27 protein-coding genes are annotated in these 24,011 nt (G+C 61.9%); 7 read left to right on the top strand and 20 right to left on the bottom strand.

Annotated features, from left to right (window positions below):
* Positions 1–17: 17 nt before the first annotated feature.
* A complete protein-coding gene (locus ACQ4WQ_RS25830; RefSeq protein ID WP_436500972.1) occupies positions 18–1,658 on the top strand; it encodes a patatin-like phospholipase family protein in 1,641 nt (546 codons plus the stop codon).
* A gap of 85 nt (positions 1,659–1,743) precedes the next feature.
* On the opposite strand, the gene ACQ4WQ_RS25825 is transcribed toward ACQ4WQ_RS25830, so the two are convergent.
* From ACQ4WQ_RS25825 to ACQ4WQ_RS25805, 5 genes are all read right to left on the bottom strand, one after another.
* A complete protein-coding gene (locus tag ACQ4WQ_RS25825; RefSeq protein WP_034784905.1) occupies positions 1,744–1,962 on the bottom strand; it encodes a hypothetical protein in 219 nt (72 codons plus the stop codon).
* Between the two features lie 93 nt (positions 1,963–2,055).
* Positions 2,056–2,637 carry a TerD family protein gene (locus ACQ4WQ_RS25820; protein ID WP_326458250.1) on the bottom strand — a complete coding sequence of 194 codons (582 nt, stop codon included), beginning with the start codon at positions 2,635–2,637 and terminating at the stop codon, positions 2,056–2,058.
* Between the two features lie 38 nt (positions 2,638–2,675).
* On the bottom strand, positions 2,676–3,371 hold the full coding sequence (locus ACQ4WQ_RS25815) for a TIGR00266 family protein (RefSeq protein ID WP_436500970.1): 696 nt from the start codon (positions 3,369–3,371) through the stop codon (positions 2,676–2,678).
* Between the two features lie 73 nt (positions 3,372–3,444).
* Positions 3,445–4,020: a TerD family protein gene (locus ACQ4WQ_RS25810; RefSeq protein WP_436500968.1), complete on the bottom strand. Its 576-nt coding sequence runs from the start codon at positions 4,018–4,020 to the stop codon at positions 3,445–3,447.
* Positions 4,021–4,151: 131 nt separating this feature from the next.
* Entirely contained in the window at positions 4,152–5,225 is a 1,074-nt protein-coding gene (locus ACQ4WQ_RS25805) for a DUF475 domain-containing protein (RefSeq protein WP_070222545.1), read from the bottom strand.
* Positions 5,226–5,342: 117 nt separating this feature from the next.
* On the opposite strand from ACQ4WQ_RS25805, the gene nhaR reads away from it, so the two are divergent.
* The 3 genes from nhaR to ACQ4WQ_RS25790 all read left to right on the top strand — a co-directional run bounded on the left by nhaR (position 5,343) and on the right by ACQ4WQ_RS25790 (position 9,175).
* A complete protein-coding gene (gene nhaR, locus ACQ4WQ_RS25800) occupies positions 5,343–6,257 on the top strand; it encodes a transcriptional activator NhaR (protein ID WP_436500966.1) in 915 nt (304 codons plus the stop codon).
* Positions 6,258–6,380: 123 nt separating this feature from the next.
* Complete coding sequence (locus ACQ4WQ_RS25795; protein WP_436500964.1) at positions 6,381–7,715, top strand: MFS transporter; 1,335 nt, start codon at positions 6,381–6,383, stop codon at positions 7,713–7,715.
* Between the two features lie 119 nt (positions 7,716–7,834).
* Positions 7,835–9,175, top strand: a complete 1,341-nt coding sequence (locus ACQ4WQ_RS25790) for a hemolysin family protein (protein WP_326458246.1) — start codon at positions 7,835–7,837, stop codon at positions 9,173–9,175.
* Here ACQ4WQ_RS25790 and ACQ4WQ_RS25785 read toward each other — a convergent pair.
* From ACQ4WQ_RS25785 to ACQ4WQ_RS25760, 6 genes are read right to left on the bottom strand one after another with little or no spacing between them, the layout of a single operon-like run.
* A complete protein-coding gene (locus ACQ4WQ_RS25785; protein ID WP_326458245.1) occupies positions 9,172–10,251 on the bottom strand; it encodes an AI-2E family transporter in 1,080 nt (359 codons plus the stop codon). The genes ACQ4WQ_RS25790 and ACQ4WQ_RS25785 overlap by 4 nt on opposite strands.
* A 42-nt stretch (positions 10,252–10,293) precedes the next feature.
* Positions 10,294–10,887, bottom strand: coding sequence for an SCO family protein (locus ACQ4WQ_RS25780; protein WP_326458244.1), 594 nt, complete (start codon positions 10,885–10,887; stop codon positions 10,294–10,296).
* On the bottom strand, positions 10,884–11,783 hold the full coding sequence (gene cyoE / locus ACQ4WQ_RS25775; protein WP_070222556.1) for a heme o synthase: 900 nt from the start codon (positions 11,781–11,783) through the stop codon (positions 10,884–10,886). The genes ACQ4WQ_RS25780 and cyoE overlap by 4 nt, the downstream gene beginning before the upstream one ends.
* Positions 11,784–12,959: a COX15/CtaA family protein gene (locus tag ACQ4WQ_RS25770; RefSeq protein WP_436501075.1), complete on the bottom strand. Its 1,176-nt coding sequence runs from the start codon at positions 12,957–12,959 to the stop codon at positions 11,784–11,786.
* 18 nt (positions 12,960–12,977) lie between these two features.
* Positions 12,978–13,607: an SCO family protein gene (locus tag ACQ4WQ_RS25765; RefSeq protein WP_436500961.1), complete on the bottom strand. Its 630-nt coding sequence runs from the start codon at positions 13,605–13,607 to the stop codon at positions 12,978–12,980.
* Complete coding sequence (locus ACQ4WQ_RS25760) at positions 13,588–14,334, bottom strand: SURF1 family protein (RefSeq protein WP_326458242.1); 747 nt, start codon at positions 14,332–14,334, stop codon at positions 13,588–13,590. Before ACQ4WQ_RS25760 ends, ACQ4WQ_RS25765 begins: the two co-directional genes overlap by 20 nt.
* 36 nt (positions 14,335–14,370) lie before the next feature.
* Here ACQ4WQ_RS25760 and ACQ4WQ_RS25755 point away from each other — a divergent pair, with 36 nt between their 5' ends.
* The gene (locus ACQ4WQ_RS25755) at positions 14,371–14,571 is read left to right on the top strand and encodes a twin transmembrane helix small protein (RefSeq protein ID WP_046683386.1); all 201 of its coding nucleotides are present in this window, start codon (positions 14,371–14,373) and stop codon (positions 14,569–14,571) included.
* A gap of 123 nt (positions 14,572–14,694) precedes the next feature.
* Here ACQ4WQ_RS25755 and ACQ4WQ_RS25750 read toward each other — a convergent pair whose 3' ends face one another.
* The 7 genes from ACQ4WQ_RS25750 to ACQ4WQ_RS25720 all read right to left on the bottom strand — a co-directional run bounded on the left by ACQ4WQ_RS25750 (position 14,695) and on the right by ACQ4WQ_RS25720 (position 20,754).
* Positions 14,695–15,555, bottom strand: coding sequence for a cytochrome c oxidase subunit 3 (locus tag ACQ4WQ_RS25750; RefSeq protein ID WP_070222559.1), 861 nt, complete (start codon positions 15,553–15,555; stop codon positions 14,695–14,697).
* A gap of 40 nt (positions 15,556–15,595) precedes the next feature.
* Positions 15,596–15,802 (bottom strand): DUF2970 domain-containing protein, encoded by a 207-nt coding sequence (locus tag ACQ4WQ_RS25745; protein ID WP_131387350.1) that lies wholly within the window; start codon positions 15,800–15,802, stop codon positions 15,596–15,598.
* Positions 15,803–15,811: 9 nt separating this feature from the next.
* Entirely contained in the window at positions 15,812–16,384 is a 573-nt protein-coding gene (locus ACQ4WQ_RS25740) for a cytochrome c oxidase assembly protein (RefSeq protein WP_436501073.1), read from the bottom strand.
* Positions 16,381–16,488, bottom strand: a complete 108-nt coding sequence (locus tag ACQ4WQ_RS25735; protein WP_216354567.1) for a cytochrome oxidase small assembly protein — start codon at positions 16,486–16,488, stop codon at positions 16,381–16,383. The genes ACQ4WQ_RS25740 and ACQ4WQ_RS25735 overlap by 4 nt, the downstream gene beginning before the upstream one ends.
* A 51-nt stretch (positions 16,489–16,539) precedes the next feature.
* A complete protein-coding gene (gene ctaD, locus ACQ4WQ_RS25730; RefSeq protein ID WP_436500958.1) occupies positions 16,540–18,144 on the bottom strand; it encodes a cytochrome c oxidase subunit I in 1,605 nt (534 codons plus the stop codon).
* A gap of 13 nt (positions 18,145–18,157) precedes the next feature.
* Positions 18,158–19,366 (bottom strand): cytochrome c oxidase subunit II, encoded by a 1,209-nt coding sequence (gene coxB, locus ACQ4WQ_RS25725; RefSeq protein ID WP_326458240.1) that lies wholly within the window; start codon positions 19,364–19,366, stop codon positions 18,158–18,160.
* Between the two features lie 464 nt (positions 19,367–19,830).
* Positions 19,831–20,754: a methyltransferase domain-containing protein gene (locus ACQ4WQ_RS25720; RefSeq protein ID WP_436500956.1), complete on the bottom strand. Its 924-nt coding sequence runs from the start codon at positions 20,752–20,754 to the stop codon at positions 19,831–19,833.
* Between the two features lie 57 nt (positions 20,755–20,811).
* Here ACQ4WQ_RS25720 and ACQ4WQ_RS25715 point away from each other — a divergent pair, with 57 nt between their 5' ends.
* Complete coding sequence (locus ACQ4WQ_RS25715; protein WP_436500954.1) at positions 20,812–21,561, top strand: phosphoribosyltransferase family protein; 750 nt, start codon at positions 20,812–20,814, stop codon at positions 21,559–21,561.
* Positions 21,562–21,603: 42 nt separating this feature from the next.
* Entirely contained in the window at positions 21,604–22,074 is a 471-nt protein-coding gene (gene trmL, locus ACQ4WQ_RS25710) for a tRNA (uridine(34)/cytosine(34)/5-carboxymethylaminomethyluridine(34)-2'-O)-methyltransferase TrmL (protein WP_133988631.1), read from the top strand.
* Here the strand turns inward: trmL and ACQ4WQ_RS25705 are convergent, their stop codons facing one another.
* Together ACQ4WQ_RS25705 and ACQ4WQ_RS25700 are read right to left on the bottom strand one after the other, a co-directional pair.
* Positions 22,075–22,821 carry a hypothetical protein gene (locus ACQ4WQ_RS25705; protein WP_326458236.1) on the bottom strand — a complete coding sequence of 249 codons (747 nt, stop codon included), beginning with the start codon at positions 22,819–22,821 and terminating at the stop codon, positions 22,075–22,077.
* A 16-nt stretch (positions 22,822–22,837) separates the two neighbouring features.
* Positions 22,838–23,818, bottom strand: a complete 981-nt coding sequence (locus tag ACQ4WQ_RS25700) for a hypothetical protein (protein WP_436500952.1) — start codon at positions 23,816–23,818, stop codon at positions 22,838–22,840.
* Between the last annotated feature and the right edge of the window lie 193 nt (positions 23,819–24,011).

Genomic DNA, 24,011 nt, shown 5'->3' with positions numbered 1-24,011 from the left:
CACGCATGAAGCCACGCTTGTTCACCCCATTTATCCTCGTTGCGCTGCTGAGCGGCTGCACGGTACTCGCCCTGCGCCCCAACAGCGGCGTCGAAAACCGCACGTTCACCGTGCAGGAAGCCCCGCGCCTGCGCATCGACGCACCCAAGGCGCGCATCCAGCAGCCCATGCCCAACGACCACTTCATCGGCATCGCCCTGTCCGGCGGGGGCAGCCGCGCAGCCAATTTCTCGGCCGCCTCGCTGGAGCAGCTGGAGCAGTTCGGTCTCGTCAGCGGGGCCTCGGCCATCTCCGGCGTCTCGGGCGGCGCCATCGCGGGCGGCTACTATGCGCTGCATGGCAAGCAGACGGATTGGCCTTTGCTGCGCAGCAAGCTGAAAACGGATTTCTTTGGCCAGACCATCTTGAAACCGGCCAACCTGACGACGATGTTGTTGACGAACAAGACGCGCACCTCGTTCCTGTCCGACGTGTTCGACGATGTGCTGTACGACAAGAAAACCTACGAGGACTTGCCGCACGACGGCCCCATTTTCCTGGCCAACGCGACGGATGCCACCGATGGCGGCAAGCGCGTGGTATTTTCCTATGAGTATTTTTACGGCACCCTGCATTCGCCGATCCAGGATATCCGCCTGGCCACGGCCGTGGCCACCTCGGCCGCCTTTCCCGGCGTGTTCGATTCCGTCACCTTCGAGCGTTTCCGTCCAAAAAATACGTTCGTGCCGGAACTCGGTTCCGAGTCGCGCGAATCGCCGTCCTACGTGCACCTGTTCGACGGCGGCGCGGCCGACAACCTGGGCGTGGAAACCCTGTGGGACGTGGCCCTGACGCAACTGTACGGCAACGACATGGCCGTCGTGCCGCCGCGCCTGAACAGCAAGCCCTTCATCCTCATTTCCATCGATGCCAACGCCCCCAATTCCAGCGCCGTATTCGAAAAGATGTCGGACGAACGCCAGCCGCTGGACCGCATCTTCAACAAGAATATCTACGACGCCGTCGACGCCCTGTTTTCGCGCCAGCGCAAGGAAAACCTCGTCAAGATGGGTTTTGGGCAAGCCCGCTTCGATACCATCACGCATGAAAACTTCGGCGACCTGAGCCAGAAATTCGTCAAGGGCAAGCGCACCTCGGCCTTTGCCATCCCCGTGCTGTGCCGCCCCCACCTGGGCCAGTTCCGCTGCGAAGTCGATGCGGCCGATCCGCTGCCCGGCCAGATCCGCACGTGGCTGGAAGGCTTTGCCTGGCATATTTCCATCGACCAGATCGCCTCGCTGGCGCTGCGCCTGTCCAGCGGCGATGCGCAAATCGACAGTGCGCGCAAGGAAGAGCGCGCCGCCCTCGTCAAGCTGCAGCGCCTGGCCACGCAGACGAAAACCCATCTGAAACTGACGGGGCCGGAAAATTGCAGCCCGGACGTCTTGCAATCGGCCTTGTACAGCGCCGCGCGCGTGCTGATCCTCGACGACGAGGAATCGCGCTTCGCCCTGTGCGACTACATGCTGGCGGGCAAGCTGATCAATGACGACACCGTCTGCAAGCAGCGCTACGTGCACGCCGTGCCTCGCTTCGCCATCGAAAGCGAAGATTTGCAGTACCGCAACCTGAGTTCGGACGGCAATTCCGTGAACGTGCCGATACGCTGCAAGAAGTGAGCGCGCACAAAAAAGCCCGCACGATCGCTCGTACGGGCTTTAGCGCAAGGATTCCAAGCGCCCGGTTGATTTAGATCATTCGACCTTAAATCAAGCGACTACGCCTGCGCATGTAGCTGCGGCTTAACGCACCTTCCAGTTCCTGCTCCGTTTTATGCTGGTTTACCGTGTACAGGGCCCACAGGGCCGCCGGCGCCCAGCCGATCACAGTGCACTGCAAGATCAAGGCGGCGGCACCGGCCAGCGGGCGCCCCAGCATGAAAAACGTGAGACACGGAAGTAGCAAGGCTATCAGCAATCGCATCACGACATACTCTCCTTCAAAATAGAGCAGCGGACAAGGGCCGGTATCCGGTCCGTCCCCCGCCCGCTGCGTACTGCTCCTTACAACTACAATTTATAGATGCACGGCAATCTGCGGCATCAGGTCGTCAAATGTGCGACCGTTGCCGTTTTCTCCGATGGCGTGCATCTTCCATTCGCCGTTATGGCGGTACAGCTTGGCCATGATCTGTGCCGTGTGGGAACCTTGCACAGACAGGTTGAAACGCGCGACTTCCTGATTATTGCTGGCATTCAAGATACGGCAATAGGCGTTTTCCACCTGCGAGAAGTTCTGGCCAGTAAAGCTGTTGACGGTGAAGACCAGGCTTTTCACGTGCGCCGGCACTGTCGACAGATCGACATTGATCTGTTCGTCGTCGCCGTCGCCCGCGCCCGTGCGGTTGTCGCCCGTGTGAACGATGCTGCCGTCCTTGCTTTTCAGCTGGCGGAACCAGACGATGTCGGACGTGCCCTTGTTCTCGTCAAACATGACGCACGAGGCGTCCAGGTCGACGGCTTCCGTCTTCGAACCGAAACCGAGGAAACCCTTGGTCTTGACGGCATCCCAGCCCAGACCCATGGTGATACGGGTCAGGGTGGCACCAGCTTCTTTGTCCAGAGAAATCTTCTGGCCCTTGCTCAAATTGACAGACATACGCATAGCTCCTGTTTGGTTGGTTGCATCAACTACTCTTACGCCGGCTTGCTTTGCGTCCAGGCGAGGAAGGCCGCACGGTTGCGCGAGCACACGAGGATTTTTCCCGTGCCTGAAAACTTCAGCACCATGCCTTCGCCGCTGGTCTGGCTATTGATCAAATTACCCAGAAAGCCGCCGCTGCTGCCGGTCGTGATGGAAATTTCGTACTGCAGGCGGTTGTCCCAGCATACGACGTGCGAGTTATCGATCACCACGTCCTTGCCAGGCGTCACTTCCAGTTCCGACATCGCGCCAAAACCGGACACCGCCAACTGGCCGCTGCCTGCCGTCTCGGTGATGAAAAAACCACCGCTCTGGGCAAACAGCGCATTGCCAAGGCTTTGCGTGCGCACCTTCAATTCCACGCCAGCACTGGCGGCCACGAAGGCGCCGTCGCTGATCATGTATTGTTGGGTGCCAACCTCGAGCACCCGCATCGCGCCGGGCAAGGTGGGTGACAGCAAACAATCGCCGTCGCCCCGCATGGCCTCGATATGCTGCTGAAAGAACGATTCGCCGTTGGCAAAGGTGCGCATCAGCGCGGCGCCTATGCCGCCCGTCATCTTGCCTTTCAGCTCAAGATTGGTTTCCATCATCACCATCGCATCGGATTCGCAATAAATCTTCTCGCCCTTGGCAAGCGACACATGCAGGAACGGGTCAACGTCCCCGGTAATAGTAAAAACTGGCATCTGACTGTTCCTTCCTCAACGATGATGGTGATGGCGGCGGTCCGTACTGCGGACCGCCCTTGTTATTGACGACTTACACGCCGACGCCAAATGAAGCGGCGAGTGGGCCCAGACCGCCCTTGTAGCCCTGGCCGATGGCCTTGAATTTCCAATCGCCGCCATTGCGGTAGATTTCGCCGAAAACCATCGCCGTTTCCGCCGAACCGTCTTCCGACAGGTCGAAGCGGGCGATTTCCGTGTTGCCGTTGGCATTGACGCAACGCACGTAGGCCTTCGATACCATACCAAAGTTTTGCTTGCGCGCTTCGGCATCGTGAATCGTGACGCAGACGGCGATCTTGTCGATCTCGGCCGGCACCGTGGCCAGGTCGACGGCGACGGTTTCATCGTCGCCATCGCCGGCGCCCGTGGTGTTGTCGCCCGAGTGGGTGACGGAACCGTCGCTCGACTTCAGGTTGTTGTAGAAAATCATGTCGACGTCGGCGCGAACCTTGCCGTCGGCCTTCAGCAGGAACACGGAACCGTCGATGTCGAACGCGGCGCCATCGGTGGCGCGGGCATCCCAGCCCAGGCCGATGATCATCTTCGAAATGCCAGGGGCTTCCTTGCTCAGGTTGACGTTGCCGCCTTTTTGCAGACTGATTGCCATGATGTATTTCTCCTATGTGGGTTGTATATGACCAAACACCTGGCGCCCTCCACCGGCCTGACTCCCCAGGCCGGCGGCGACGCTTGCTGCAACTTGCCGACAAACGGGTGTAGTCGTTTGCCGCGCATTCTTTACACTGCCTTGACCGCTTCCAGCGCTTCCGTGCGGCCTTCTTCGAGGGCCATCCTGCGCTTGTAGCGGATCGACGACCACAGCGAGGCGAGAATGAAGGCCACCCCGATCAGACCCGTGAAAATCTCGGGAATGTGGAACTTCATGCTGACCAACATGATCACGGCCAGGATACCGATCGCATAGTGCGCGCCGTGCTCCAGATAAACGAACTCGTCGAGCGTGCCCTTGCGCACCAGGAACACCGTCATCGAACGCACGAACATCGCGCCGATCGCCAGGCCCAGCATGATGATCACGACATCCTTGGTGATGGCGAACGCGCCGATCACGCCGTCAAAGCTGAACGAGGCGTCGAGCACTTCCAGGTACAGGAAGCCGCCAATACCGCCGCGCTTGATGATGTCGCCCATGTTGCCGTCGCCGTTATCGCCTTCCAGCAAGCCGCTGATCACATCGACGCCCACGTAGGTCAAAATACCCCACAAGCCGGCCGTCAAGACCACCAGTTTCTGGCCTTCTTCGATCATCGACAGGCTGACCATCAGGGTACCGAGCGCGATCATCACGGAAATCGACGAGATCTTGCCCAGCGCGCCCAGTTTTTCTTCAATACGGCCCAGCCAGTGCGTTTCTTTTTCCGAGTCCAGCAGGAAGTTCAGGAAGACCAGCAGCAGGAAGATGCCGCCGAAAGCCGCCACTTCCGCATGGTGATTCGTCAGGTGCATCGAATACTGTTCCGGATTGCTCAGTGCCAGATTCCATACTTCCATCAAGCCCAGGTCCGCCGCTTGCGCCACGATGACCAGCGGGAACAGCAGACGCATGCCGAAGACGGCGATGATGATGCCCACGCCCAGGAACAGGTTCTGCCAGAATTTATCCCAGTTCTTCAGCACCGAGGCGTTGACCACCGCGTTGTCGAACGACAGCGAGACTTCCATCACGCCCAGGATCACCGCGATACCGAGCGCCGCCAGCATCGTCTGCACGCCACCGTGCGTGTAACCCCACCAGGCGGAAATGCCCAGGCAGATGAATGTCACGAGAAATGACACTCTGAAATGTTTCATCGATAGTTCCTCTATATCCAAATTCAATGGAACGTAGTATAGGGACGTGTGACACATTTAAAAATAGAAGATAATGGAAGTATTACTTCGTAAAAACAGAAGATAGAGGATGCAGCGATGAAAACCACGGGCTTCAATTACCGCCATTTGTACTTCTTTTGGGTGGTCGCCAAGGAAGGCGGCGTGACGCGCGCGGCTGAACGGCTGGGACTGGCCGTGCAAACCATCAGCACCCAGCTGGCCTTGCTGGAAAAGGAACTGGGCCGCTCGCTGCTGCAGCCGCAGGGACGCCGCCTGGTGCCGACGGAAGCGGGCCGGCTGGCGCTCGGCTATGCGGACCAGATTTTTTTGCTGGGCGAGCAGATGCAGGATGCACTGGCCGACACGGACGCGGAAAAGATGCGCCTGACGGTGGGCATTTCCGATTCCCTGCCGAAACTGATGGCCTACCGCATGCTCGACGCCACGCGCAGCCTGGACCAGCCCGTCAAGCTCGTGTGCCTGGAAGACGAATTCGAATCCTTGCTGGCCGACCTGGCCCTGCACAAGCTGGACCTGGTGTTGACGGACCGCGCCGTGCCGGCCGGCGCCAGCCTGCGCGTGTCCAGCCACCTGTGGGGCGAAAGTGCCATGAAGCTGTTCGCCATCCCCGCGCTGGCCGCACAATACCGCGGCAATTTCCCGCACAGCCTGCATGGCGCGCCATTTCTGCTGCCGGCGCGCAATAACGCCTTGCGCGGGCGCATCGATGAATGGATGGTGCAGCAGGGCGTGCGGCCCGACGTGGTCGGCGAATTCGAGGACAACGCCATGCTCAACGCGTTTGGCCGCAAGGGCCTGGGCCTGTTCTTCGCCTCGGCCAGCCTGGCGGCCGATATCGAGGAGCAATTCGGCGCCGTGCTGGTGGGCGACGCCTCGTCCCTGCGCGAACAGTTTTATGTGATTTCGAACGAACGCAAGATCATGCACCCGGCACTCGATGTGATCCTGGCCGCCATCCAGGGCCACCCAAAGATTCACAAGGAAAACTGATAAATCCATTCGAAAATAACGTTTGAATAATCAATCAAAAGCGATTGTAATAAAGCCTGAGACAAACGCGCGCCCCTCCCTCGCCGGCAGGGCGCGATCACCATAAAAAACAGGAGCATCACCATGTCCACGGCAGGCAAGACGATCGATATTCCCGATCTCATCAATAACAACAGGATCGGCTCCTTCCAGATCGGCATGCTGATCCTGTGCGGGCTGTGCGTCATCATGGATGGCTTCGACGTGCAGGCGATGGGCTATGTGGCGCCCGCCATCATTGCCGACTGGCACGTGAGCAAAGCCAACCTGGGCCCCGTGTTTGGCGCGGGTTTGCTGGGCATGCTGGTCGGCTCGCTCGTCTTCAGCATCACGGCCGACAAGTTCGGCCGCCGTCCCGTGCTGATCGGCTCGACCATCTTCTTTGCGCTGTGCATGCTGGTCACGCCGCTGGCCACCACCATCGAGCAATTGCAGCTGATCCGCTTTATCACGGGACTGGGCCTGGGCGCCGTGATGCCGAACGCCATGGCGCTGGCCGGCGAATACAGCCCCCTGCGCAAGAAAGTCACCCTGATGATGCTCGTCTCGTGCGGCTTTACCCTGGGCGCCGTGCTGGGCGGATTATTGTCCGCCGCGCTGATTCCCGCCTTCGGCTGGCAATCCGTGTTTTACGTGGGCGGCGTGGTGCCGCTGGTCATCGGCGTGCTGATGTTCTTCCTGCTGCCGGAATCGATGCAATTTCTGGTGCTCAAGAAACGCAAGCTGGATAAAGTCGCCAAGTGGCTCAAACGCATCGATCCCACCGTCAACATCACGGCTGACACGCAATACGTCGTGCATGAAAAGGAACACAAGGGCGCGCCCGTGCTGCAATTGTTTACGGGCGGCCGCGCGAAGATGACGATTTTGTTGTGGGTCATCAACTTCATGAACTTGCTGAACTTGTATTTCCTGTCCAACTGGCTGCCGACCATCGCCAAGGAAGCGGGCCTGTCGACGGCCAACGCCGTGCTGGCCGGCACGGCGCTGCAAGTGGGCGGCACCATCGGCACCCTCGTCATGGGTCAGCTGATCGACCGTTCCAGCTTCCGCCGCATCCTGCTGCCGTGCTTCCTGGTTGCTGCAGTCGCCATTGCCCTGATCGGCCGTCCGGACGTGTCGCTGGCTTTCCTGTTCATCACGATTTTCATCGCCGGTTTCTGCGTGGTGGGCGGCCAGCCTGCCGTCAACGCCCTGGCGGCCAGCTACTACCCGACCACGCTGCGCTCGACGGGCATCGGCTGGAGCCTGGGCGTGGGCCGCATCGGTTCCATCATCGGCCCTGTGCTCGGTGGCGAGCTGATCCGCCTGAACTGGCCCAACAGCACGATTTTCCTCGTCGTCGCCATCCCCGCCATCGTCTCGGCCGTCATGGTCTTTGCCATGCGAGGCGGGCCGCAAACGGCTGCCAAAGGCTGAAAAGCGCGAAAAACCCGCCGCGCGCGCCCGCCTGCACGGGTGGGGCGCGCGGCTAAATTAGGCTATGGCGGCCTTCGTCGTTTAAGATGACGTTTTAACAGCCCATCTTTTGCGCCCCCATGCACAATGTCTTGCTAGTCCTGCTCGCCCTCTTCCTGGTCGCGCTGAACGGTTTTTTTGTTGCCGCCGAGTTTGGCATCGTCACCTTGCGGCGCACGCGCATCCGCGCCATCGCCAAGACGCAAGGGCTGCGGGGCCGCATCCTGGCCAAGGTGCATGGCCAGCTGGACGCCTACCTGTCCGCCTGCCAGCTCGGCATCACGCTGGCGTCGCTGGGCCTGGGCTGGGTCGGCGAACCGGCGTTCGCCGGCTTGCTGGAGCCGCTGTTCGGCGCCGTCGGCGTCACCTCGCAAGAGCTGATCCACGGCATCTCCTTCGTCCTCGCCTTCAGCGTGATTTCCTTCCTGCACATCGTCGTGGGCGAACTGGCGCCCAAATCGATGGCCATCCGCAACCCGGAAGCCGTCGGCCTGTGGAGCGCGATTCCCCTGTACGGCTTCTACTGGACCATGTACCCGGCCATCTACCTGCTCAACGCCAGCGCCAACTGGGTGCTGCGCCTGGCGGGTCTGTCCGGCAAGGGCGGCCACGATGCCCATTATTCGTCCGAAGAATTGAAACTGATCCTGCGCACCAGCCAGCCCGGCGAAAAGTTTACGCGCGACGAGCGCAACATCCTGGCCCAGTCGCTCGATTTCGAACAGATGACGGTATCGGACCTGATGCGCCCGATCAATGAAGTGATCGCCCTGCACGCCTCGAACACGCTGGAAGAAAACCTCGACACGGTGCTGCGCAACCGCTTCAGCCGCTACCCGTATTTCGACACGAATGAAGACGACGTGCTGGGCGTGGTGCACCTGAAGGACCTGTTCTTTGCCCAGCAGGCAGGCAAGCCGATCACCTCGCTCACGCCGTTTCTGCGTCCCGTCGACATCATTTCCGCGCGCACGCCGGCGCTCGAGCTGTTCCGCCGCTTTCGCGACGGCGCGCCGCACTTCGCCCTGATCGGCGAAAAGGGCAAGCGCCCGCTGGGATTCATCACCTTGGACAACTTGCTCGGCGCCATGGTCGGTGAAATCCGCGACGAATTCCGCCGCAATGAAAACGACTGGCTCAAGCAAAGCGACGGCACCCTGATCGGCAAGGCCAGCCTGCCCATCTTCTCGCTCGAACGCATCCTCGGCATCGATATTGAAAACGAGGAACTGGGGCTGGACGACGTGGAATCGGTGGGCGGCTTGATCATGGTCAAGCTGGGCGACATTCCGAAGCAGGGCCAGCGCATCACCTTCGTCGACTTCGACATCGTCGTCAAGAAGATGAACGGGCCCCGCATCGTGCTGATCAAGGTGATCCCGAAGCAGGAACGCGACCTCGACGCGGACTTGCGCGATTAGTCTTTTTTCAAGGTAATCGTATCTTTGCCCTGCGGCACGGTGGTTTCGCCCACCGTCCACGTCTGCAGCAGGCTGTACAGCACGGCCAGCAGGGTCGGGCCGATAAAGATGCCGACGAAGCCGAAGGCCAGCACGCCGCCCAGCACACCGAGCAGCACCAGCAAGAACGGCAGGCTGCTGCCGCGGCTGATCAGCATGGGTTTGACCACATTATCCACGCCGCTGATCAGCAAGGCGCCCCACACCAGCATGAAAATGCCCCAGCCCGTCTGGCCGTCTGAAAACAGCCAGATGGCGGCGCCGCCCCAGATCAGGGGCGGACCGACGGGAATCAGCGAAAAGATGAAGGTGGCCACGCCCAGCAGCGCGACGGCGGGCACGCCGGCGATCAGGAAGCCCACCACGGCCACCAGCGCCTGCGCCAGCGCCGTGCCCAGCAAGCCGTACATGACGCCGCGCACGGTGCGACTGATGGTCAGACCCACGCCCGGTGCGCTGTCGCCGATGATGCGGCCGGCGCCCGTCATCAAGGCACGGCTCAGCTGCTGGCCGTCGCGGTAGAGGAAGAAGCTGACGAACACGGCCAGGCTGGTCTGCGCCAGGCCCGTGCCCAGCAGGATGCCGCCGGAAGCGAGGAAGTGGCGCGCCGGCTCCAGCATGGTCTTGCCCAAATTCAATAATTCCTCGCGGTCGTCCAGCAGCCGGCGCACATAGCCGTCGATGGTTTCGCCCACCACGGGAATGCTGGCCAGCCAGGCCGGCGGATGCAGGCCGCCCGCTTCCAGCGCGGCGCGCAACTGTTCATAGATGCGCGAGACGTTATCGGCCAGGTTGTAGGTGACGAGGGCCAGCGGCAGCACGATGACCAGGAGCAATGACAGGGTCATGATGGCGGCCGCCCAGTTGCGCCGGCCTTTCAGGCGGTCGAGCAGGAGGATATACAGGGGCCAGCTGGAAATGCCCACGCAAGCGGCAAACAGCATGGCGGCGAGGAAGGGCCGCAAGACGAAAAAGCAGCCGATCAACAAGAAGATGATGGCTGCCAGGCGGGCGTGCGGCTCGAAACGTTTATCCATGTACTGCGTATCCTGAAGATGGCGCCCGGGGGCGCGACCGGATCAGGATAGCAGAAGTTTAAGATCGTGCGCGATGGCGGCAGGCTTTTCGCCGTGGCGCACGAACAGGCGGATCTTGCCTTCGCGGTCGAAGACATAGGTGCCGGCCGTGTGGTCGACCGTGTAGCTGCTGTCCGTCTCGCCCTCGACCTTGGCGTAATACACCTTGAATTCCTTGGCCACCTTGGCCGTCGCTTCCAGGCTGCCATAGAGTCCCACGAAGCGCTTGTCGAAGGCGGGCACGTACTGCGCCAGCAATTGCTGCGTGTCGCGCTCGGGGTCGACGGTGACGAACAGCACCTGCACCTGGTCCGCCTGCGGGCCCATTTCCTGCATCACCTGCGCCATGTCGGCCATGGTCGTGGGGCAGACGTCCGGGCATTGCGTGTAGCCGAAGAACATCAGCACCAGCTTGCCCTTGTAGTCAGCCAGGGTGCGCGGGTGGCCCGTGTGGTCCGTCAGCGCGAACTCGCGCGCGTAGCCCAGGCCCGTCACGTCCGTATTCTTGAATTCCAGCTTCGGTGCGGCAGGCTTGCCGCAGCCGGCGAGGACGACGGCCAGCGCGGCCGCCAACAACAAGGTCAGGTATTTTTTCATGTGCCGAGGGGAATGTAGTGATCGACCAGCAAGGCTGCGAACAGCAATGCCAGGTAGATGATGGAAAACGTAAACGCTTTGCGCGCGATCAAGTCCGTGTAGTGGCGATACATCTTCCACGCGTAATACAGGAAGCCGGCGTTCAGCACTACGGCCGCAGCCAGGTAGATCAGGCCGCTCATGCGCACGGCGTACGGCAGCAAGGTGGTGGCGGCCAGCGCGATCGAGTACAGCCAGACGTGAAATTGCGTAAATTGCATGCCGTGCGTGACGGGCAGCATGGGCAGGCCCGAGCGCGCGTAATCGTCGCGCCGGTACATGGCCAGCGCCCAGAAGTGCGGCGGCGTCCACACGAAAATGATCAGGACCAGCAGCCACGCCTGCATGGGCACGTCGTTGGCGACGGCCGCCCAGCCCAGCGCGGGCGGCATGGCGCCGGACAGGCCGCCGATGACGATGTTTTGCGGCGTGGCCGGTTTCAGCACCATCGTATAGATCAAGGCATAGCCGACAAACGTGACGAAGGTCAGCCACATGGTCAGCGGATTGACGAGGTGATACAAAATCGCCATGCCCAGGCCGCCGATCACGAGCGCGAACACCACCGTCTGTTTCACCGTGATGTCGCCCATGGCCATCGGGCGGCGCGCCGTGCGGGCCATGCGCGCATCGATCTCGCGCTCGGCCAGGCAATTGACGGCAAACGCGGCGCCGGCCAGCAGCCAGATGCCGATGGTGCCGAACACCACCGCGTGCCAGTCAGGCAACTCCTCGCTGGCCAGGAACATGCCGATGACGGCGCAAAATACGGCCAGCTGCGTCACGCGGGGCTTGGTCAGCGCCCAGTACTGGGCGATGCGGGGGGATGGTTTACGGCTGATGGTCTGAGTAGTCATTTATGCGGTACGGGAAGGACTGGCTGGTGCCGGGGGCACTGGCGCGGCGGCGCAAGCGCGCTGAACATTGCGCGCAACATCGAGTTGAAATTTAGCCTTGTAGTTTAACATGGTCAGCAACAACACGAGCAGCGCCGCCCCGCCGTTATGCAGGACGGCAATCGACAATGGCCAGCTCAGGTAAATCGTCGCCAGGCCCGTGGCCGCCTGCAAGGCCAGCACCAGCGCCACCCAGCGGGCCGTGCCGCGCAGGGAAGGCAGTTTCCATGCGCGTAACACCGTATAGCCGACGCCGGCCAGCACGATGAAGGCGAAGTTGCGGTGCACCCAGTGAATCGCTGTCAGCGCGGAAAACGGCAGATAATGGCCGGCGGCCGTCTTGCCCAGCTCGCGCCACAGATGGAAACCATGCTCGAAATCCATCTCCGGAATCACCTTGCCGCCGCACAGGGGGAAATCCGTGCAGGCCAGGGTGGCGTAGTTGGTGCTCACCCAGCCGCCCAGCGCGATCTGCACCGTCAGCAGCACCAGCGACATGACGGCCAGCGCGCGCACGGGGCGTAGCACGGCAGCATCCGCATCGGCGCGCAGCAAGGGTTTGACGGCATGGTCCTGGCGCCCGCCCAGCCACGTCAGCATGGCCAGCAAGCCCATACCCAGCAACAAGTGGATGGTGACGATCACCGGTTGCAGTTTCAGGGTCACCGTCCAGGCGCCGAACGCGCCCTGCAGGCAGACGAACAAAAACAGCGCCGTCGGCAGGGCCGGGGCGAATTCCTCGCGTTTGTTTTTCTTCCACTGGCGCCACGCCTGCACCATCATCGCCACGATCAAGACGCCGATGGCCATGGCCAGGTAGCGGTGCGTCATTTCGATCCACGCTTTCACCACCGTCACGGGTCCCGTCGGCATCAGGGTTTCCGCTGCCACGATGTGCTCGTGCGCCAGGAAAGGATTAGCGGAACCATAACAGCCTGGCCAATCGGGACAGCCCAGGCCGGAATCGGACAGCCGAGTAAAACCGCCAAACATGATCAGGTCGACCGTCAGGAAGACGGCGACCCACACGAGCTTGCGGTATTTATTGGCGTCCGCGGACACCCAGACCATGGTCAGCGGCAGCAGCGCCACCAGCAGACCCGTCAGGCCCAGCTGGGCCAGCGCGGAGAGATGCATCGTCGGCATGCAGACTCCTCAACCGATCGCCGAAGCTTTGAGCAGCTTGGCGATGTCTTTCTTGATCTTGTTCGGGTCCGCGTCTTTCGGAAAGCGCATCATCAGGTTGCCCAGCGGATCGATCAAATACAAATGGTCGCTGGTCTTGCCGCCCGGCTCCACGGGCAGCCAGGATTTCAGGGCATCGTTATTCACGCGCAGCATGCTGGTGCCGTCGAATTCGCGCATCACGAGCGTGTCGAGCGGCTGGCCATCCGTCACCAGCCAGACCCGTTCCAGACGTTCCCGTTCCTTGCCTTGCATCAAACGCAGTTGTTGCATGTCAAACAATTGCTTCTTGCACGCTTCCTGGCAATCGGACGGTCCCGTCTGCAGCAGCACCCACTTGCCCTTAAACTGGGCCAGCGGCGCGGGCTTGCCGTCCAGTTCCGCCACCTGCAGCTGCGCTTCCGGTATCGGGTACAAGCGGGGGTCGATCAGGGCACCATAATTGTTGCGGCCCGTGGGCTTGATGATGTAATACGTGAAATACGAAGCGATGATGGGAAAGGCGCACACGGCCACGACGGCCAGCAGTTTCCACCGTCCCGTGTTCTGCAGCTGCTTGTTGCCGTTGTCTTGCGATGCTTCAGGGCTGTTTGTTTGCACGTCGAAATCCTGTAAAGACAAAAAATAAAAAAGCCATCAGTGCCAGTGCGTACCACTGGAAAGCATAGCCGCGGTGCTTGTCGGCGCCCAGGTCGGGTGCCGGCCAGTCGCGCACGGGAAGCTGGCCGGACGCTGGCGCCGCTGCTGGGTCGACTGTTTGTTCGAGAATAAATGGCTGCAAGGCAAGGCCGCTGGCCCGGGCCAGCTGGCCGATATCGGCATTTTGCACGATGGCGTGCGGCGCCAGGGCCGGCGCCGTGCCCAGTTCCATCACATGGCCCGCGTTCAGGCGCGCGATGCCCGTAATGGTGACGGTGCCGGCCGGCGTGGCGTAGTCGGGGATGCGCGTGCGCTCGGCATTGTTACGCGGCAACCAGCCCTGCGCCACCAGCACGTGCATGGCGGAACCGTCTATTTGAAATGGCGTGAGCACGTGGAAACCCGCCTGGCCCTTGTAGGGGCGGTTGTCCAGATAGACCGTCCAGGCCGGCACGAAATGACCCGTAACGGTAACGCGGCGGTATTCGATCGCTTGCGCATCGTCCGGCAGCAGGGGCGCGGCCGTCAAGGCCAGCGGCGCAGCCTGGTTGCCCGCCTCGAGTTTGGCCGCGCGGGCGACTTTTTCATCGGCACGGCGCTGCTGCCATTGCGCCAGCGACACGCCCAGCGCCACCAGTAGCAGCATTACAACAAATGGAATCCATCTAAAATGGAAGCGGATACGCATTACAATGAAACCTCCTCAAGCTTGGCGCTACCATCCATGAAAATCCTCGTTGCCATCGCCTTCATCCTGATCCTGGGCAGCCTGGGCTCGGCCCTGTTCTTCCTCATGCGCGACAAGGGCAAGAGCAACCGCACCGTGCAGGCGCTGGCCCTGCGCGTGGGCTTGTCGATCACCCTGTTTTTGCTGATCCTGCTGGCGCATCATCTGGGTTACATCCAGCCGACAGGAATTCATTAAGGCCCGGCATTGCCTGATTGGCAAAATCTTCACACTAAGAAAAAAGCCGTACCCAGGATGTCCCGGTACGGCTTTTTTTATGGTGCCGGCGCGCCCCTCAACAACGCGCGCCCTGCCCCGCCATTATAACCAATACACGACCACGTACAGGCCCAGCCAGACGACGTCGACAAAGTGCCAGTACCAGGCGGCGCCTTCGAAGCCGAAGTGGTGCTCGGGCGTGAAGTGGCCTTTCAGCACGCGGTACAGGATGACGGACAGCATGATGGCGCCCAAGGTCACGTGGAAGCCGTGGAAACCCGTCAGCATAAAGAAGGTGGCGCCGTAGATGCCGGACGTCAATTTCAAGTTCAGTTCGCTGTAGGCGTGCATGTATTCGTAGACCTGGAAGCCCATGAAGATGGCGCCCAGCACGATGGTGGCGAACAGGAACAGGGCCGTCATGGCGCGGTGGCCGGCGCGCAGCGCGTGGTGGGAAATCGTCAGGGTGACGCCCGACGTCAGCAGCAGGGCCGTATTGATGGTCGGAATCCAGAACGGCGTCATGGTGGTGAATTCCTGCACCGTGCCGGCCGGGCCCGTATTGCCCCAGTGGGCGGCGAAATCGGGCCAGATCACCTTGTGGTCGAGGTCGGCCAGCCATGGCATGGAGATGCTGCGCGCGTAAAACAGGGCGCCGAAGAAGGCGGCGAAGAACATGACTTCCGAAAAGATGAACCAGCTCATGCTCCAGCGGAAGGAGTGGTCGATACGCTCGCTGTACAGTCCCTGCTCCGATTCGCTGATGGCGTCGCCAAACCAGAAATACAGCACCAGCAGGATGCCCGCGATGCCCAGGTAATTCACGTATGGGCCCCAGGAGACGTCGTTGACCCAGGCCGAGGCGCCGATCATGGTCAGCAGCAGGCTGGCGCCGCCCAGCATGGGCCAGCGCGACGGGCCGGGCACGAAATAATAGGGTACGGCGGCGTGGTTGGAACTCATCATCATCTCCTCAAAAACTTGTAGGGTGGTTTTTTATAATTTATAAAACGACGAATTTAACAATTGAAATCAGGATGCCGATCAGGCAAGCCACCGCCAGAAAGCCGGCGATGACGATGTGCACGGGATTGAGCTTGGCCGAATCCGTGTCGAAATCGCTCTTGCGGCGCAGTCCCGTGAACGACCACACGACGGCCCGCAGCGAATACAGGAACGATGCTTTTTCAGGCTGCTTGGATTCGCCCATGGCACTCTCCTATTGGACGGCCGGCGTCTGAGCCTGGCTCAGACCGGCAATCTCGAAAAACGTGTACGACAGGGTGATGGTCTTCACTTCTTTCGGCAGGGCCGGATCGAGGAAAAACACCACCGGCATCTGCCGCGCTTCGTTGGGCTTCAAGGTCTGCTGCTTGAAGCAGAAGCACTCGACCTTCTTGAAATGCGGCGTGGCGCTCTGCGGCGCGTAGCTGGGGATCGCTTGCGCGTTGACGATGCGGTTTTGCGTGTTGACCACTTCATACAGGACGGTCACCAGCTCGCCCGGATGCACCTGCATGCTTGACACGGTCGGGCGGAAGCGCCATGGGCCCTGCGCATTACCGTCGAACTCGACGGTGATGCTGCGCGTCGTATCGACCTGCGTATTGTTGTCGTAAGCCACCGTGCCATCTTTTTGCGTCAGCACGTTAATGCCCATCACTTCGCAAATCTGCTTGTAGACGGGAATCAGGGCATAGCCAAAGCCGAACATCAGCACGGCAATGACGAGCAGCTTGCCCAGCATCTTGCGGTTCAGGCCGCGTGTTTCCTGTTGCGCGGGCGTCGTCACGTCAGCCACAGCCGCTTGGCGAACACGGACAGGAAGAAGAAGGCCGCCAGGGCGGCCAAGATCAGCCCGGTACGCAGGTTGTTCGGTTTTTTACGTTCGGTCATGACAGGCACTTTATTCAGGACGGGCCGCGCAACACGCCGGCCCGCGATACCTCATTTCACTGTCGGCGGCGTTTCAAACGTGTGGAAAGGCGCCGGGCTCGGCACGGTCCATTCCAGGCCTTCCGCGCCTTCCCATGGTTTCGCTGGCGCAGCCTTGCCGCCGCGGATGGTCGGCAAGACAACAAAGAACAGGAAGTACACCTGCATCAGGCCGAAACCGAAGCCGCCGATCGAGGCGATCATATTGAAGTCCGTGAACTGCGCCGGATAATCGGCGTAGCGGCGCGGCATGCCGGCCAGGCCCAGGAAGTGCATCGGAAAGAAGGTCACGTTGAACGTGATCAGGGACAGCCAGAAGTGGATCTTGCCGCGCGTCTCGTTGTACATGTGGCCCGTCCATTTCGGCGACCAGTAGTAGAAACCGGCGAACAGGGCGAACAGCGAACCGGCCACCAGCACGTAGTGGAAGTGCGCCACCACGTAATAGGTATCCTGCAGCTGGATGTCGATCGGCGTCACCGCCAGGATCAGGCCCGTGAAGCCGCCCATGGTAAACACGAAGATGAAGCCGACCGAGAACAGCATCGGCGTTTCGAACGTCATCGAGCCCTTCCACATGGTGGCGATCCAGTTGAACACTTTCACGCCCGTCGGCACGGCGATCAGCATGGTCGCGTACATGAAGAACAGCTGGCTCGTCACCGGCATACCGGTGGTAAACATGTGGTGCGCCCAGACGATGAAGGACAGGATCGCGATCGACGCCGTGGCGTAGACCATCGAGGCATAGCCGAACAGGGGCTTGCGGGCAAACGCGGGCAGGATCTGCGAGACGATGCCGAAAGCCGGCAGAATCATGATGTAGACCTCGGGATGGCCGAAGAACCAGAAGATGTGCTGGTACATGACGGGGTCGCCGCCGCCTGCCGCATTAAAGAAGGAAGTGCCGAAATGGCGGTCCGTCAAGGTCATGGTGATGGCGCCGGCCAGCACGGGCATGACGGCGATCAAGAGATACGCGGTAATCAGCCAGGTCCAGCAGAACATCGGCATTTTCATCAGGGTCATGCCGGGAGCGCGCATGTTCAGGATGGTGACGATGATGTTGATCGAACCCATGATGGACGAGGCGCCCATCAGGTGCATGGCAAAAATCGCCATGTCCATGCCGGGGCCCATCTGCGTCGACAGCGGCGCATACAGGGTCCAGCCGGCAGCCGTGGCGCCGCCCGGCACGAGGAAGGACGTGGCCAGCAGCAGCGCGGCCGGCGGCAGCAGCCAGAACGAGAAATTGTTCATGCGGGCAAACGCCATGTCGGACGCGCCCACTTGCAGCGGGATCATCCAGTTGGCATAGCCGACGAAGGCCGGCATGATGGCGCCAAACACCATCACCAGGCCGTGCATGGTGGTCAGTTGATTAAAAAATTCCGGGTGAAAGAATTGCAAGCCTGGATGAAACAGTTCCGTACGGATCATCAGGGCCAGCACGCCGCCCGACAGCAGCATGATGAACGAGAACCACAGGTACAGGGTACCGATATCCTTGTGGTTGGTGGCAAACAGCCAGCGGCGGTAGCCGCTCGGGTGGTCGTGGGCATGGTCGTGATCGTGATCGTGACCGGCGTGGTCCAAGGTGCTCGTGCTAGTACTCATCTGCGGCTCCTAATTACTTGCGTGCAGCCACGACTTCGGCTGGTTGAACGATGTTCTCTGCGGCCTTGTTCGACCAGGAATTGCGCGTGTAAGTGATCACTGCGGCAATTTCCGTGTCGGACAGCTGTTTCCATGCCGGCATTTCAGCGGGATACTTGCCGCTCTTCTGCCCGTTCAGCAAGACGTGGATCTGATCGGCTTTCGGGCCGTTCACCACTGCCGAGCCGTCCAGTGCTGCAAAGGCACCGGGCACGCCCTTGCCGGTCGCCTGGTGGCAGACCACGCAGTTGGCCGTATACACTTTCTCGCCCTTGACCTTCAATTCGTCGATGGTCCACACCTTGCTTGGATCATCAGCCAATGCGGCCATTTCCTTTTGTTTTACATCAACCCAGGCCTTGTAGTCGTCGGCGGAGACAACCTTGACGACGATGGGCATGAACGCATGTTCCTTGCCGCACAGTTCGGCGCAATTGCCGCGGAAGGTGCCGATATGGTCGGACTTGAACCAGGTATCGCGCACGAAACCGGGGATCGCATCCTGCTTGACGCCAAAGGCGGGCACGGACCAGGCGTGGATGACGTCGTTGGCCGTCAGCACCACGCGGATCTTCTTGTTGACCGGCACGACGACTTCGTTATCGACTTCGATCAGGTAGTTTTCGCCCCGTTTTTCCGTCGGCGGCGCGCCCGGCGCACCCACTTGCGAGCGCGGCGTAGCCAGATTGGAGAGGAAGGAAATGCCTTCGCCCTCGCCTTTCAGGTAGTCATAGCCCCATTTCCACTGCATGCCGGTGGCCTTGATGGTGATGTCGGCGTTCGAGGTGTCCTTCATGCCGACCACGGTGCGCGTGGCAGGCAGGGCCATGCCGATGACGATCAGGAAAGGCACGACGGTCCAGGCGATCTCGACGGTGGTGCTTTCGTGGAAGGTGGCCGGCTTGTGGCCCAGGGACTTGCGGTGCTTGAAGATGGAATAGAACATGACGCCGAACACGGCTACGAAGATCACCAGGCAGATGATCATCATCAGGGTGTGCAAATCGTAGATTTCATGGGCGATCTGTGTCGCCGGCGGTTGCAGATTCATTTCGAACGGCACGGGACCGCCGGTGCCGGGATAGGTGCCGGCAGCCGGTGCCGCCGTGGCCCATCGCCCGATGCCAAACGCTGTCAAAGACAGCCCGAGCAGCAACGATTGAAGTCGCTTTGCATGTGTCATGTTTTCCCCAACCACCCAAAAATAATGATATTTTAAACGGCTGCGGATTTCTCCGTACTGGACCGCTGCCGCTCCTCCATGAAAGCAACACGGCCAAAACATGGCCATGTGCGTCAAGCACCAGCGAATTCCATGCTGGCTGCCGCAGCAAAAACGGCGGCGCGCAACCATGCTGGAACCCTGTTTTTCTGCCCCACAGTGAAATGTCTCCGTGTGGAAGATGGTTACTATACTAATGCAGTAACTTCGAATTAGTCTCGCTTTGTTTTTTTATTTTGTATGCAGCCCTTGTTTTTTGTACTTAACAAGCTGACAAACAATCAACGATTATAATCAAGTAAACTTGAATCCATCAAGCAATAATCGGCTTTGTGCGCGCCCTTCTGCCGGCCGCCGCGCGCTTTGCAACGCCAAGCTGCCACATTGCGCGCGGATGCCGACCAAGTGTCGGTTTCTTTATGCTTTTATTGCGGTTTGCGCGGCAGGTCGAAGCGGATGATGGCCTCGCCATTGCGCGTCACGCGCGGCGCGGGACGGAAGGCGTGGCCATAGATGACCTCGAAACTCAGGCCCAGCTTGCCGTCGGGACGGCGCGTCTTTTCCAGCGCGGCCAGCATGCGCTGCCAGGCCGCCTTGCCCATCAGGCCGCGCCGGCGCGTGGTGAGCGGGTTGCCGCCAAAGGCGCGCACGTCCGCCAGCAGCTTTTCCGCCGTATCGTAGGTGACGGTGATGATCTCCATGTCCAGCACGGGTGTGGAAAAGCCCGTCTCGACCAGCATGTCGCCAAAGTCGTGCATGTCGACAAAGGGCAAGGCATGCGGATATAAATCAGCCTCGGCAAACGCGTCGCGCACTTCGCGGAAGGTGTCGGGGCCGAAGCAGGAAAACATCAGCAAGCCATCCAGGCGCAGTGCGCGCCGCCATTCGGCAAATACGCGGTCGGGCTGGGCATGCCAATGCAGCGCCAGGTTGGACCACACGAGGTCGATGCTGCCCTGCGCCAGCGGCAGGTCGCCCAGGTCGCCGCACAACAAATCCACGCCTGTCTTGGCCGGCAATAATTTGCTGAGGAACTGGTTCAGGCTGGCCAGTTTCGACGCGGGCGCGCGCGCCGCGTGCATCATCGCTTGCGCTGCATCGAGACCGATAATCTGCGCGGCGGGATAATCCTTTTGCAACTGCGCCAGGTCCGCGCCGGGACCGCAGCCGGCGTCAAGCACGCGATGCGGCGTGATTTTCACCAGCTCCAGGCGCTCGTGCATGCGCGCCGACACTTCGCGGCGCAGGAAGTCCGACGGCGCGACGCGCGCCGGACGGGAAAAGAAATCGCGTACTTGCACCGCATCGATGGGCGCACTCATTTTGGGCGGAGTGGTGGGAACTGGCATGTTGAATCGGGTGAGGTGAGATAATGTCGGCAGTGTACATGGAACGACGCCATCGCGATGCGGACCGCCAACCGGCAACGCCTTGATGGCGCCTGGCAGGCGCTGCGACTGTGGCTGGGCGCCACGCTGCTGCCGGCGCAATGCGCGCTGTGCGGCATCGGCTGCCCGCAAGTGCTGTGTTCGCCCTGTCGCGCGCAATACCTGGGACACAGGCGTAGGCGCTGCCGCCAGTGCGCCAACCCGCTCGACGATGTGGCGCTGCTGTGCGGCCGCTGCGTGCGCCAGCGGCCCGCGTATGACGGCACCGTCACGGCGTTTGACTATGCGGCGCCAGTCGACCAGTTGCTGCTGCAGCTGAAATTCGGCGCGCGCCTGGCGCTGGCGCCCCTGTTGGCCGAACTGCTGCATGTTGCCATTCAGCAACAACAGGAATGGCAGGCGCCGCAGTTGCTGTGCCCGGTGCCCTTGGGCCCGGCCCGGCTGGCCGAGCGGGGCTACAACCAGGCGCTGGAAATCGCGCGGCCGCTGGCGCGCCTGCTGGACGTACCGTTGCAGCCCCGCCTGGCGCTGCGGGTGCGCGAAACGCGGGCGCAAAGCGGCGTGGCGCCGCAGGAACGGCAAGCCAACCTGGCGCACGCGTTCGCCATCGCACCGGAATACGCGCCGTTATTGCAAGGATGCCATGTGGGCATCGTCGACGACGTGATGAGCAGCGGCCATACCGTCAACGCGCTGGCGGCCGCCTGCAAGCGCGCAGGGGCGGCCAGGGTCAGCATATTGGTCGTGGCGCGCACGCCGCCGCATTAGATGAGCGACATATTAGATACAGATAGACCCAAGGAGAGCATTTTGTTTCACGTTGTTTTGGTAGAACCTGAAATCCCGCCCAATACGGGCAACGTCATCCGCCTGTGCGCGAACACGGGCGCGCAGCTGCATCTGGTCGAACCGCTGGGCTTTCCCCTCGACGACGCCAAGATGAAGCGCGCCGGCCTCGATTACCACGATTACGCCAAGATGAAGGTGCACAAGAATTGGGCAGCGTTCCTGGCCGACACCCAGCCCGATCCGGCCCGCATGTTCGCCATGACCACGCGCGGCTCGCGCCCATTCGGCGACGTGGCCTTCCTGCCGGGCGACGTGTTCGTGTTCGGCTCGGAAACGAAGGGCCTCGATCCGGCCCTGCGCGACGGCTTTCCTGCCGAACAGCGCATCCGCCTGCCCATGCGCCCTGACAACCGCAGTTTGAATTTATCGAATACGGTGGCCGTCGTCGTCTACGAGGCCTGGCGCCAGCACGGATACTCTGGGGGCGCTTAACTAACGCAGCGCCAGCTGGGGCGCGGCGCCGTCCGCCTCCAGCATCACCAGCTGCGTGCGCAAGTCGCGCGTGGCGGCCAGCTTGCCGTTCACGTACAGATTCGTCTTGACGCCGTACACGCCTTGCGACACGCCGGCCGGCAAGGTCAGCTCGAACGAGTTTTCAAAGCGCCCACCCGACTTGTTGTTGCTGGCCAGCGCCTTCGAGCCGGACTTGAATGGCTGGCCTTGCGGGTCGAGCACCACCAGTTCTTCGCGCACGTCGTTGACGCTTTGCGCGCTGCCGTTGACCAGCTCCACCACCGAATTGACCTTGAACGGCTGGCCGCGCTTGACGGTCGACGCGCTCAGCTGCGGCGTATACGACACCACTTGCGGCTCGCGCGGCAAGGCGCCGCGCGAGCGGATGTAGTCGCGGTCCGCCTGCGCCGCCGTTTTGGTCTGGCGCGAATTGACATTGATGGCCAGGCAACCGGCCGCCGCCAGGCCGCCGCCGATGGCCGCTCCTTTCAGCGCGCCATTCTTGCCGCCCGCCAATGCCCCCAGCAGCGCGCCCACGGCCGCGCCGGCCGCCGCCGACGTGCCCACGCTGCACGGGTCCTCATCCGTGGCCGCCTGGGCGCCGCCTTGCGGATAGGAATTGTCCTGGCGCACGCCATTCGGGTTCATCGGCGCCGTGGCGCAGCCGGCCAGCATGGCCGCGATGGTCAGTGCGGCGGTCGCGCGCAAGGTGGTGTGATTCAGCATGGTGACTCCCAGATGACTAATTGATTGTTGTTTCCGTCTGCAGCACTTGCCGTTCGCGCTCGCGGATGCGGCGCGACAGGTTGTCGATGCGCGCATTGCCCGGATCGACGCGGCGCGCACTTTCCAGATAGGTCTTGGCCGCATCGAACTTACCTTCCAGCAAAGAGCGCTCGGCATCGCGCAGGAATGATTGCGCCATCTCGTTGCGCATGGCTGCGCCGCTATCGACGGGCGACGTTTCCAGCGGACGGCGTTCGGTCAACGCTGGACGTTCGACCGCGCGCGCGGGCGCCGGTTCCTGCTGTGCCGGCATTGCTGCCGGCGCCGGGGCTGAAACGGGCGCGGGGGCAGGCACAGCGGCCGCCGACAGCGCCTGCACGTCGGCCTTTAGCTGCGGCAATTCCGCCGCTTCGCGGTCGATCGCTTCCAGCCTGGCGATGCCATTGCTTGCCGCCGTGGCATCCTTGCCATCGAGCGCCTGGCGCACGCCGACCAGCACGGACGCCGCTGCCGCCTGCTGGCGCGCCAGCTGCTTGCGCAAGGAATCCACGCTGGCAGCGCCCGCGCAATCGATGTCGAGCCCGGCAATGCCCCTGGCGGCGCTTTGCAATTGATGGCCGTCAATAGCGCGCTCGATGGCGCGCACGCCGCGCTGGCAACTGCCCGATGCGGCACCGGCCTTGCCGATCGCCGCCTGCAAATCGTCGGCCTTGGCGCTGGACTTGCCCGTGCACACATTCTTCGCCGTCGCCAGCTTCTGGCGGGCGCCGTCCAGGCTGCCGTTCGCCACCAGTTTCAAGCCGCTGTCGATGGCGTCGTTGCAGGCCGATTCACTCTTGCCGCCCGGCTTGCCATTCATATAGACAATGACGGCCGCCAGCACGACGGCGCCGCCCAGCCAGCGCAGCCACTTGCGCGGCGGCGGCGGGACTGGGACTGTCGGTGCAGGCGCCGATGGCGGCACCGGCACGGGCTTCGGCGCGGCTGGCGGCGGCACCGGAGCCGGAGCCGGAGCCGGAGCCGGCTTGGGCGGCGCTTTCGGCGCAGGCGCGGGCGCCACCGGCTGGGGCGGCGGCTTGGGCGCCACTGGCGGTGATACTGGCACAGGCACAGGCACCGGCGCGGGCACAGGCAGCGGCGGCAGCACGGCCGCGGCTGACTTGGCTGCGCCGGCCTGCGCCTGACCGCAG

Origin of the sequence: Janthinobacterium goodfellowi (genome assembly GCF_051380695.1) — a bacterium.
GTDB lineage: Bacteria > Pseudomonadota > Gammaproteobacteria > Burkholderiales > Burkholderiaceae_D > Janthinobacterium.
Note: the sequence above shows the minus strand (reverse complement) of the source record. Positions and strands in the feature narration are given on the sequence as shown.

What these genes read in the sequence shown, in the direction of transcription:
- ACQ4WQ_RS25810 (WP_436500968.1), bottom strand. Translation starts at nt 4,020, where the DNA reads ATGGCAATCAGTCTGCAAAAAGGCGGCAACGTCAACCTGAGCAAGGAA.
- ACQ4WQ_RS25795 (WP_436500964.1), top strand. Translation starts at nt 6,381, where the DNA reads ATGTCCACGGCAGGCAAGACGATCGATATTCCCGATCTCATCAATAAC.
- ACQ4WQ_RS25820 (WP_326458250.1), bottom strand. Translation starts at nt 2,637, where the DNA reads ATGTCTGTCAATTTGAGCAAGGGCCAGAAGATTTCTCTGGACAAAGAA.
- ACQ4WQ_RS25815 (WP_436500970.1), bottom strand. Translation starts at nt 3,371, where the DNA reads ATGCCAGTTTTTACTATTACCGGGGACGTTGACCCGTTCCTGCATGTG.
- ACQ4WQ_RS25720 (WP_436500956.1), bottom strand. Translation starts at nt 20,754, where the DNA reads ATGCCAGTTCCCACCACTCCGCCCAAAATGAGTGCGCCCATCGATGCG.
- ACQ4WQ_RS25785 (WP_326458245.1), bottom strand. Translation starts at nt 10,251, where the DNA reads ATGGATAAACGTTTCGAGCCGCACGCCCGCCTGGCAGCCATCATCTTC.
- ACQ4WQ_RS25755 (WP_046683386.1), top strand. Translation starts at nt 14,371, where the DNA reads ATGAAAATCCTCGTTGCCATCGCCTTCATCCTGATCCTGGGCAGCCTG.
- ACQ4WQ_RS25735 (WP_216354567.1), bottom strand. Translation starts at nt 16,488, where the DNA reads ATGACCGAACGTAAAAAACCGAACAACCTGCGTACCGGGCTGATCTTG.
- ACQ4WQ_RS25750 (WP_070222559.1), bottom strand. Translation starts at nt 15,555, where the DNA reads ATGAGTTCCAACCACGCCGCCGTACCCTATTATTTCGTGCCCGGCCCG.
- ctaD (WP_436500958.1), bottom strand. Translation starts at nt 18,144, where the DNA reads ATGAGTACTAGCACGAGCACCTTGGACCACGCCGGTCACGATCACGAT.
- coxB (WP_326458240.1), bottom strand. Translation starts at nt 19,366, where the DNA reads ATGACACATGCAAAGCGACTTCAATCGTTGCTGCTCGGGCTGTCTTTG.
- ACQ4WQ_RS25790 (WP_326458246.1), top strand. Translation starts at nt 7,835, where the DNA reads ATGCACAATGTCTTGCTAGTCCTGCTCGCCCTCTTCCTGGTCGCGCTG.
- ACQ4WQ_RS25745 (WP_131387350.1), bottom strand. Translation starts at nt 15,802, where the DNA reads ATGGGCGAATCCAAGCAGCCTGAAAAAGCATCGTTCCTGTATTCGCTG.
- ACQ4WQ_RS25825 (WP_034784905.1), bottom strand. Translation starts at nt 1,962, where the DNA reads ATGCGATTGCTGATAGCCTTGCTACTTCCGTGTCTCACGTTTTTCATG.
- ACQ4WQ_RS25760 (WP_326458242.1), bottom strand. Translation starts at nt 14,334, where the DNA reads ATGCGTATCCGCTTCCATTTTAGATGGATTCCATTTGTTGTAATGCTG.
- ACQ4WQ_RS25715 (WP_436500954.1), top strand. Translation starts at nt 20,812, where the DNA reads ATGCGGACCGCCAACCGGCAACGCCTTGATGGCGCCTGGCAGGCGCTG.
- ACQ4WQ_RS25705 (WP_326458236.1), bottom strand. Translation starts at nt 22,821, where the DNA reads ATGCTGAATCACACCACCTTGCGCGCGACCGCCGCACTGACCATCGCG.
- nhaR (WP_436500966.1), top strand. Translation starts at nt 5,343, where the DNA reads ATGAAAACCACGGGCTTCAATTACCGCCATTTGTACTTCTTTTGGGTG.
- ACQ4WQ_RS25805 (WP_070222545.1), bottom strand. Translation starts at nt 5,225, where the DNA reads ATGAAACATTTCAGAGTGTCATTTCTCGTGACATTCATCTGCCTGGGC.
- ACQ4WQ_RS25770 (WP_436501075.1), bottom strand. Translation starts at nt 12,959, where the DNA reads ATGCATCTCTCCGCGCTGGCCCAGCTGGGCCTGACGGGTCTGCTGGTG.
- cyoE (WP_070222556.1), bottom strand. Translation starts at nt 11,783, where the DNA reads ATGACTACTCAGACCATCAGCCGTAAACCATCCCCCCGCATCGCCCAG.
- ACQ4WQ_RS25780 (WP_326458244.1), bottom strand. Translation starts at nt 10,887, where the DNA reads ATGAAAAAATACCTGACCTTGTTGTTGGCGGCCGCGCTGGCCGTCGTC.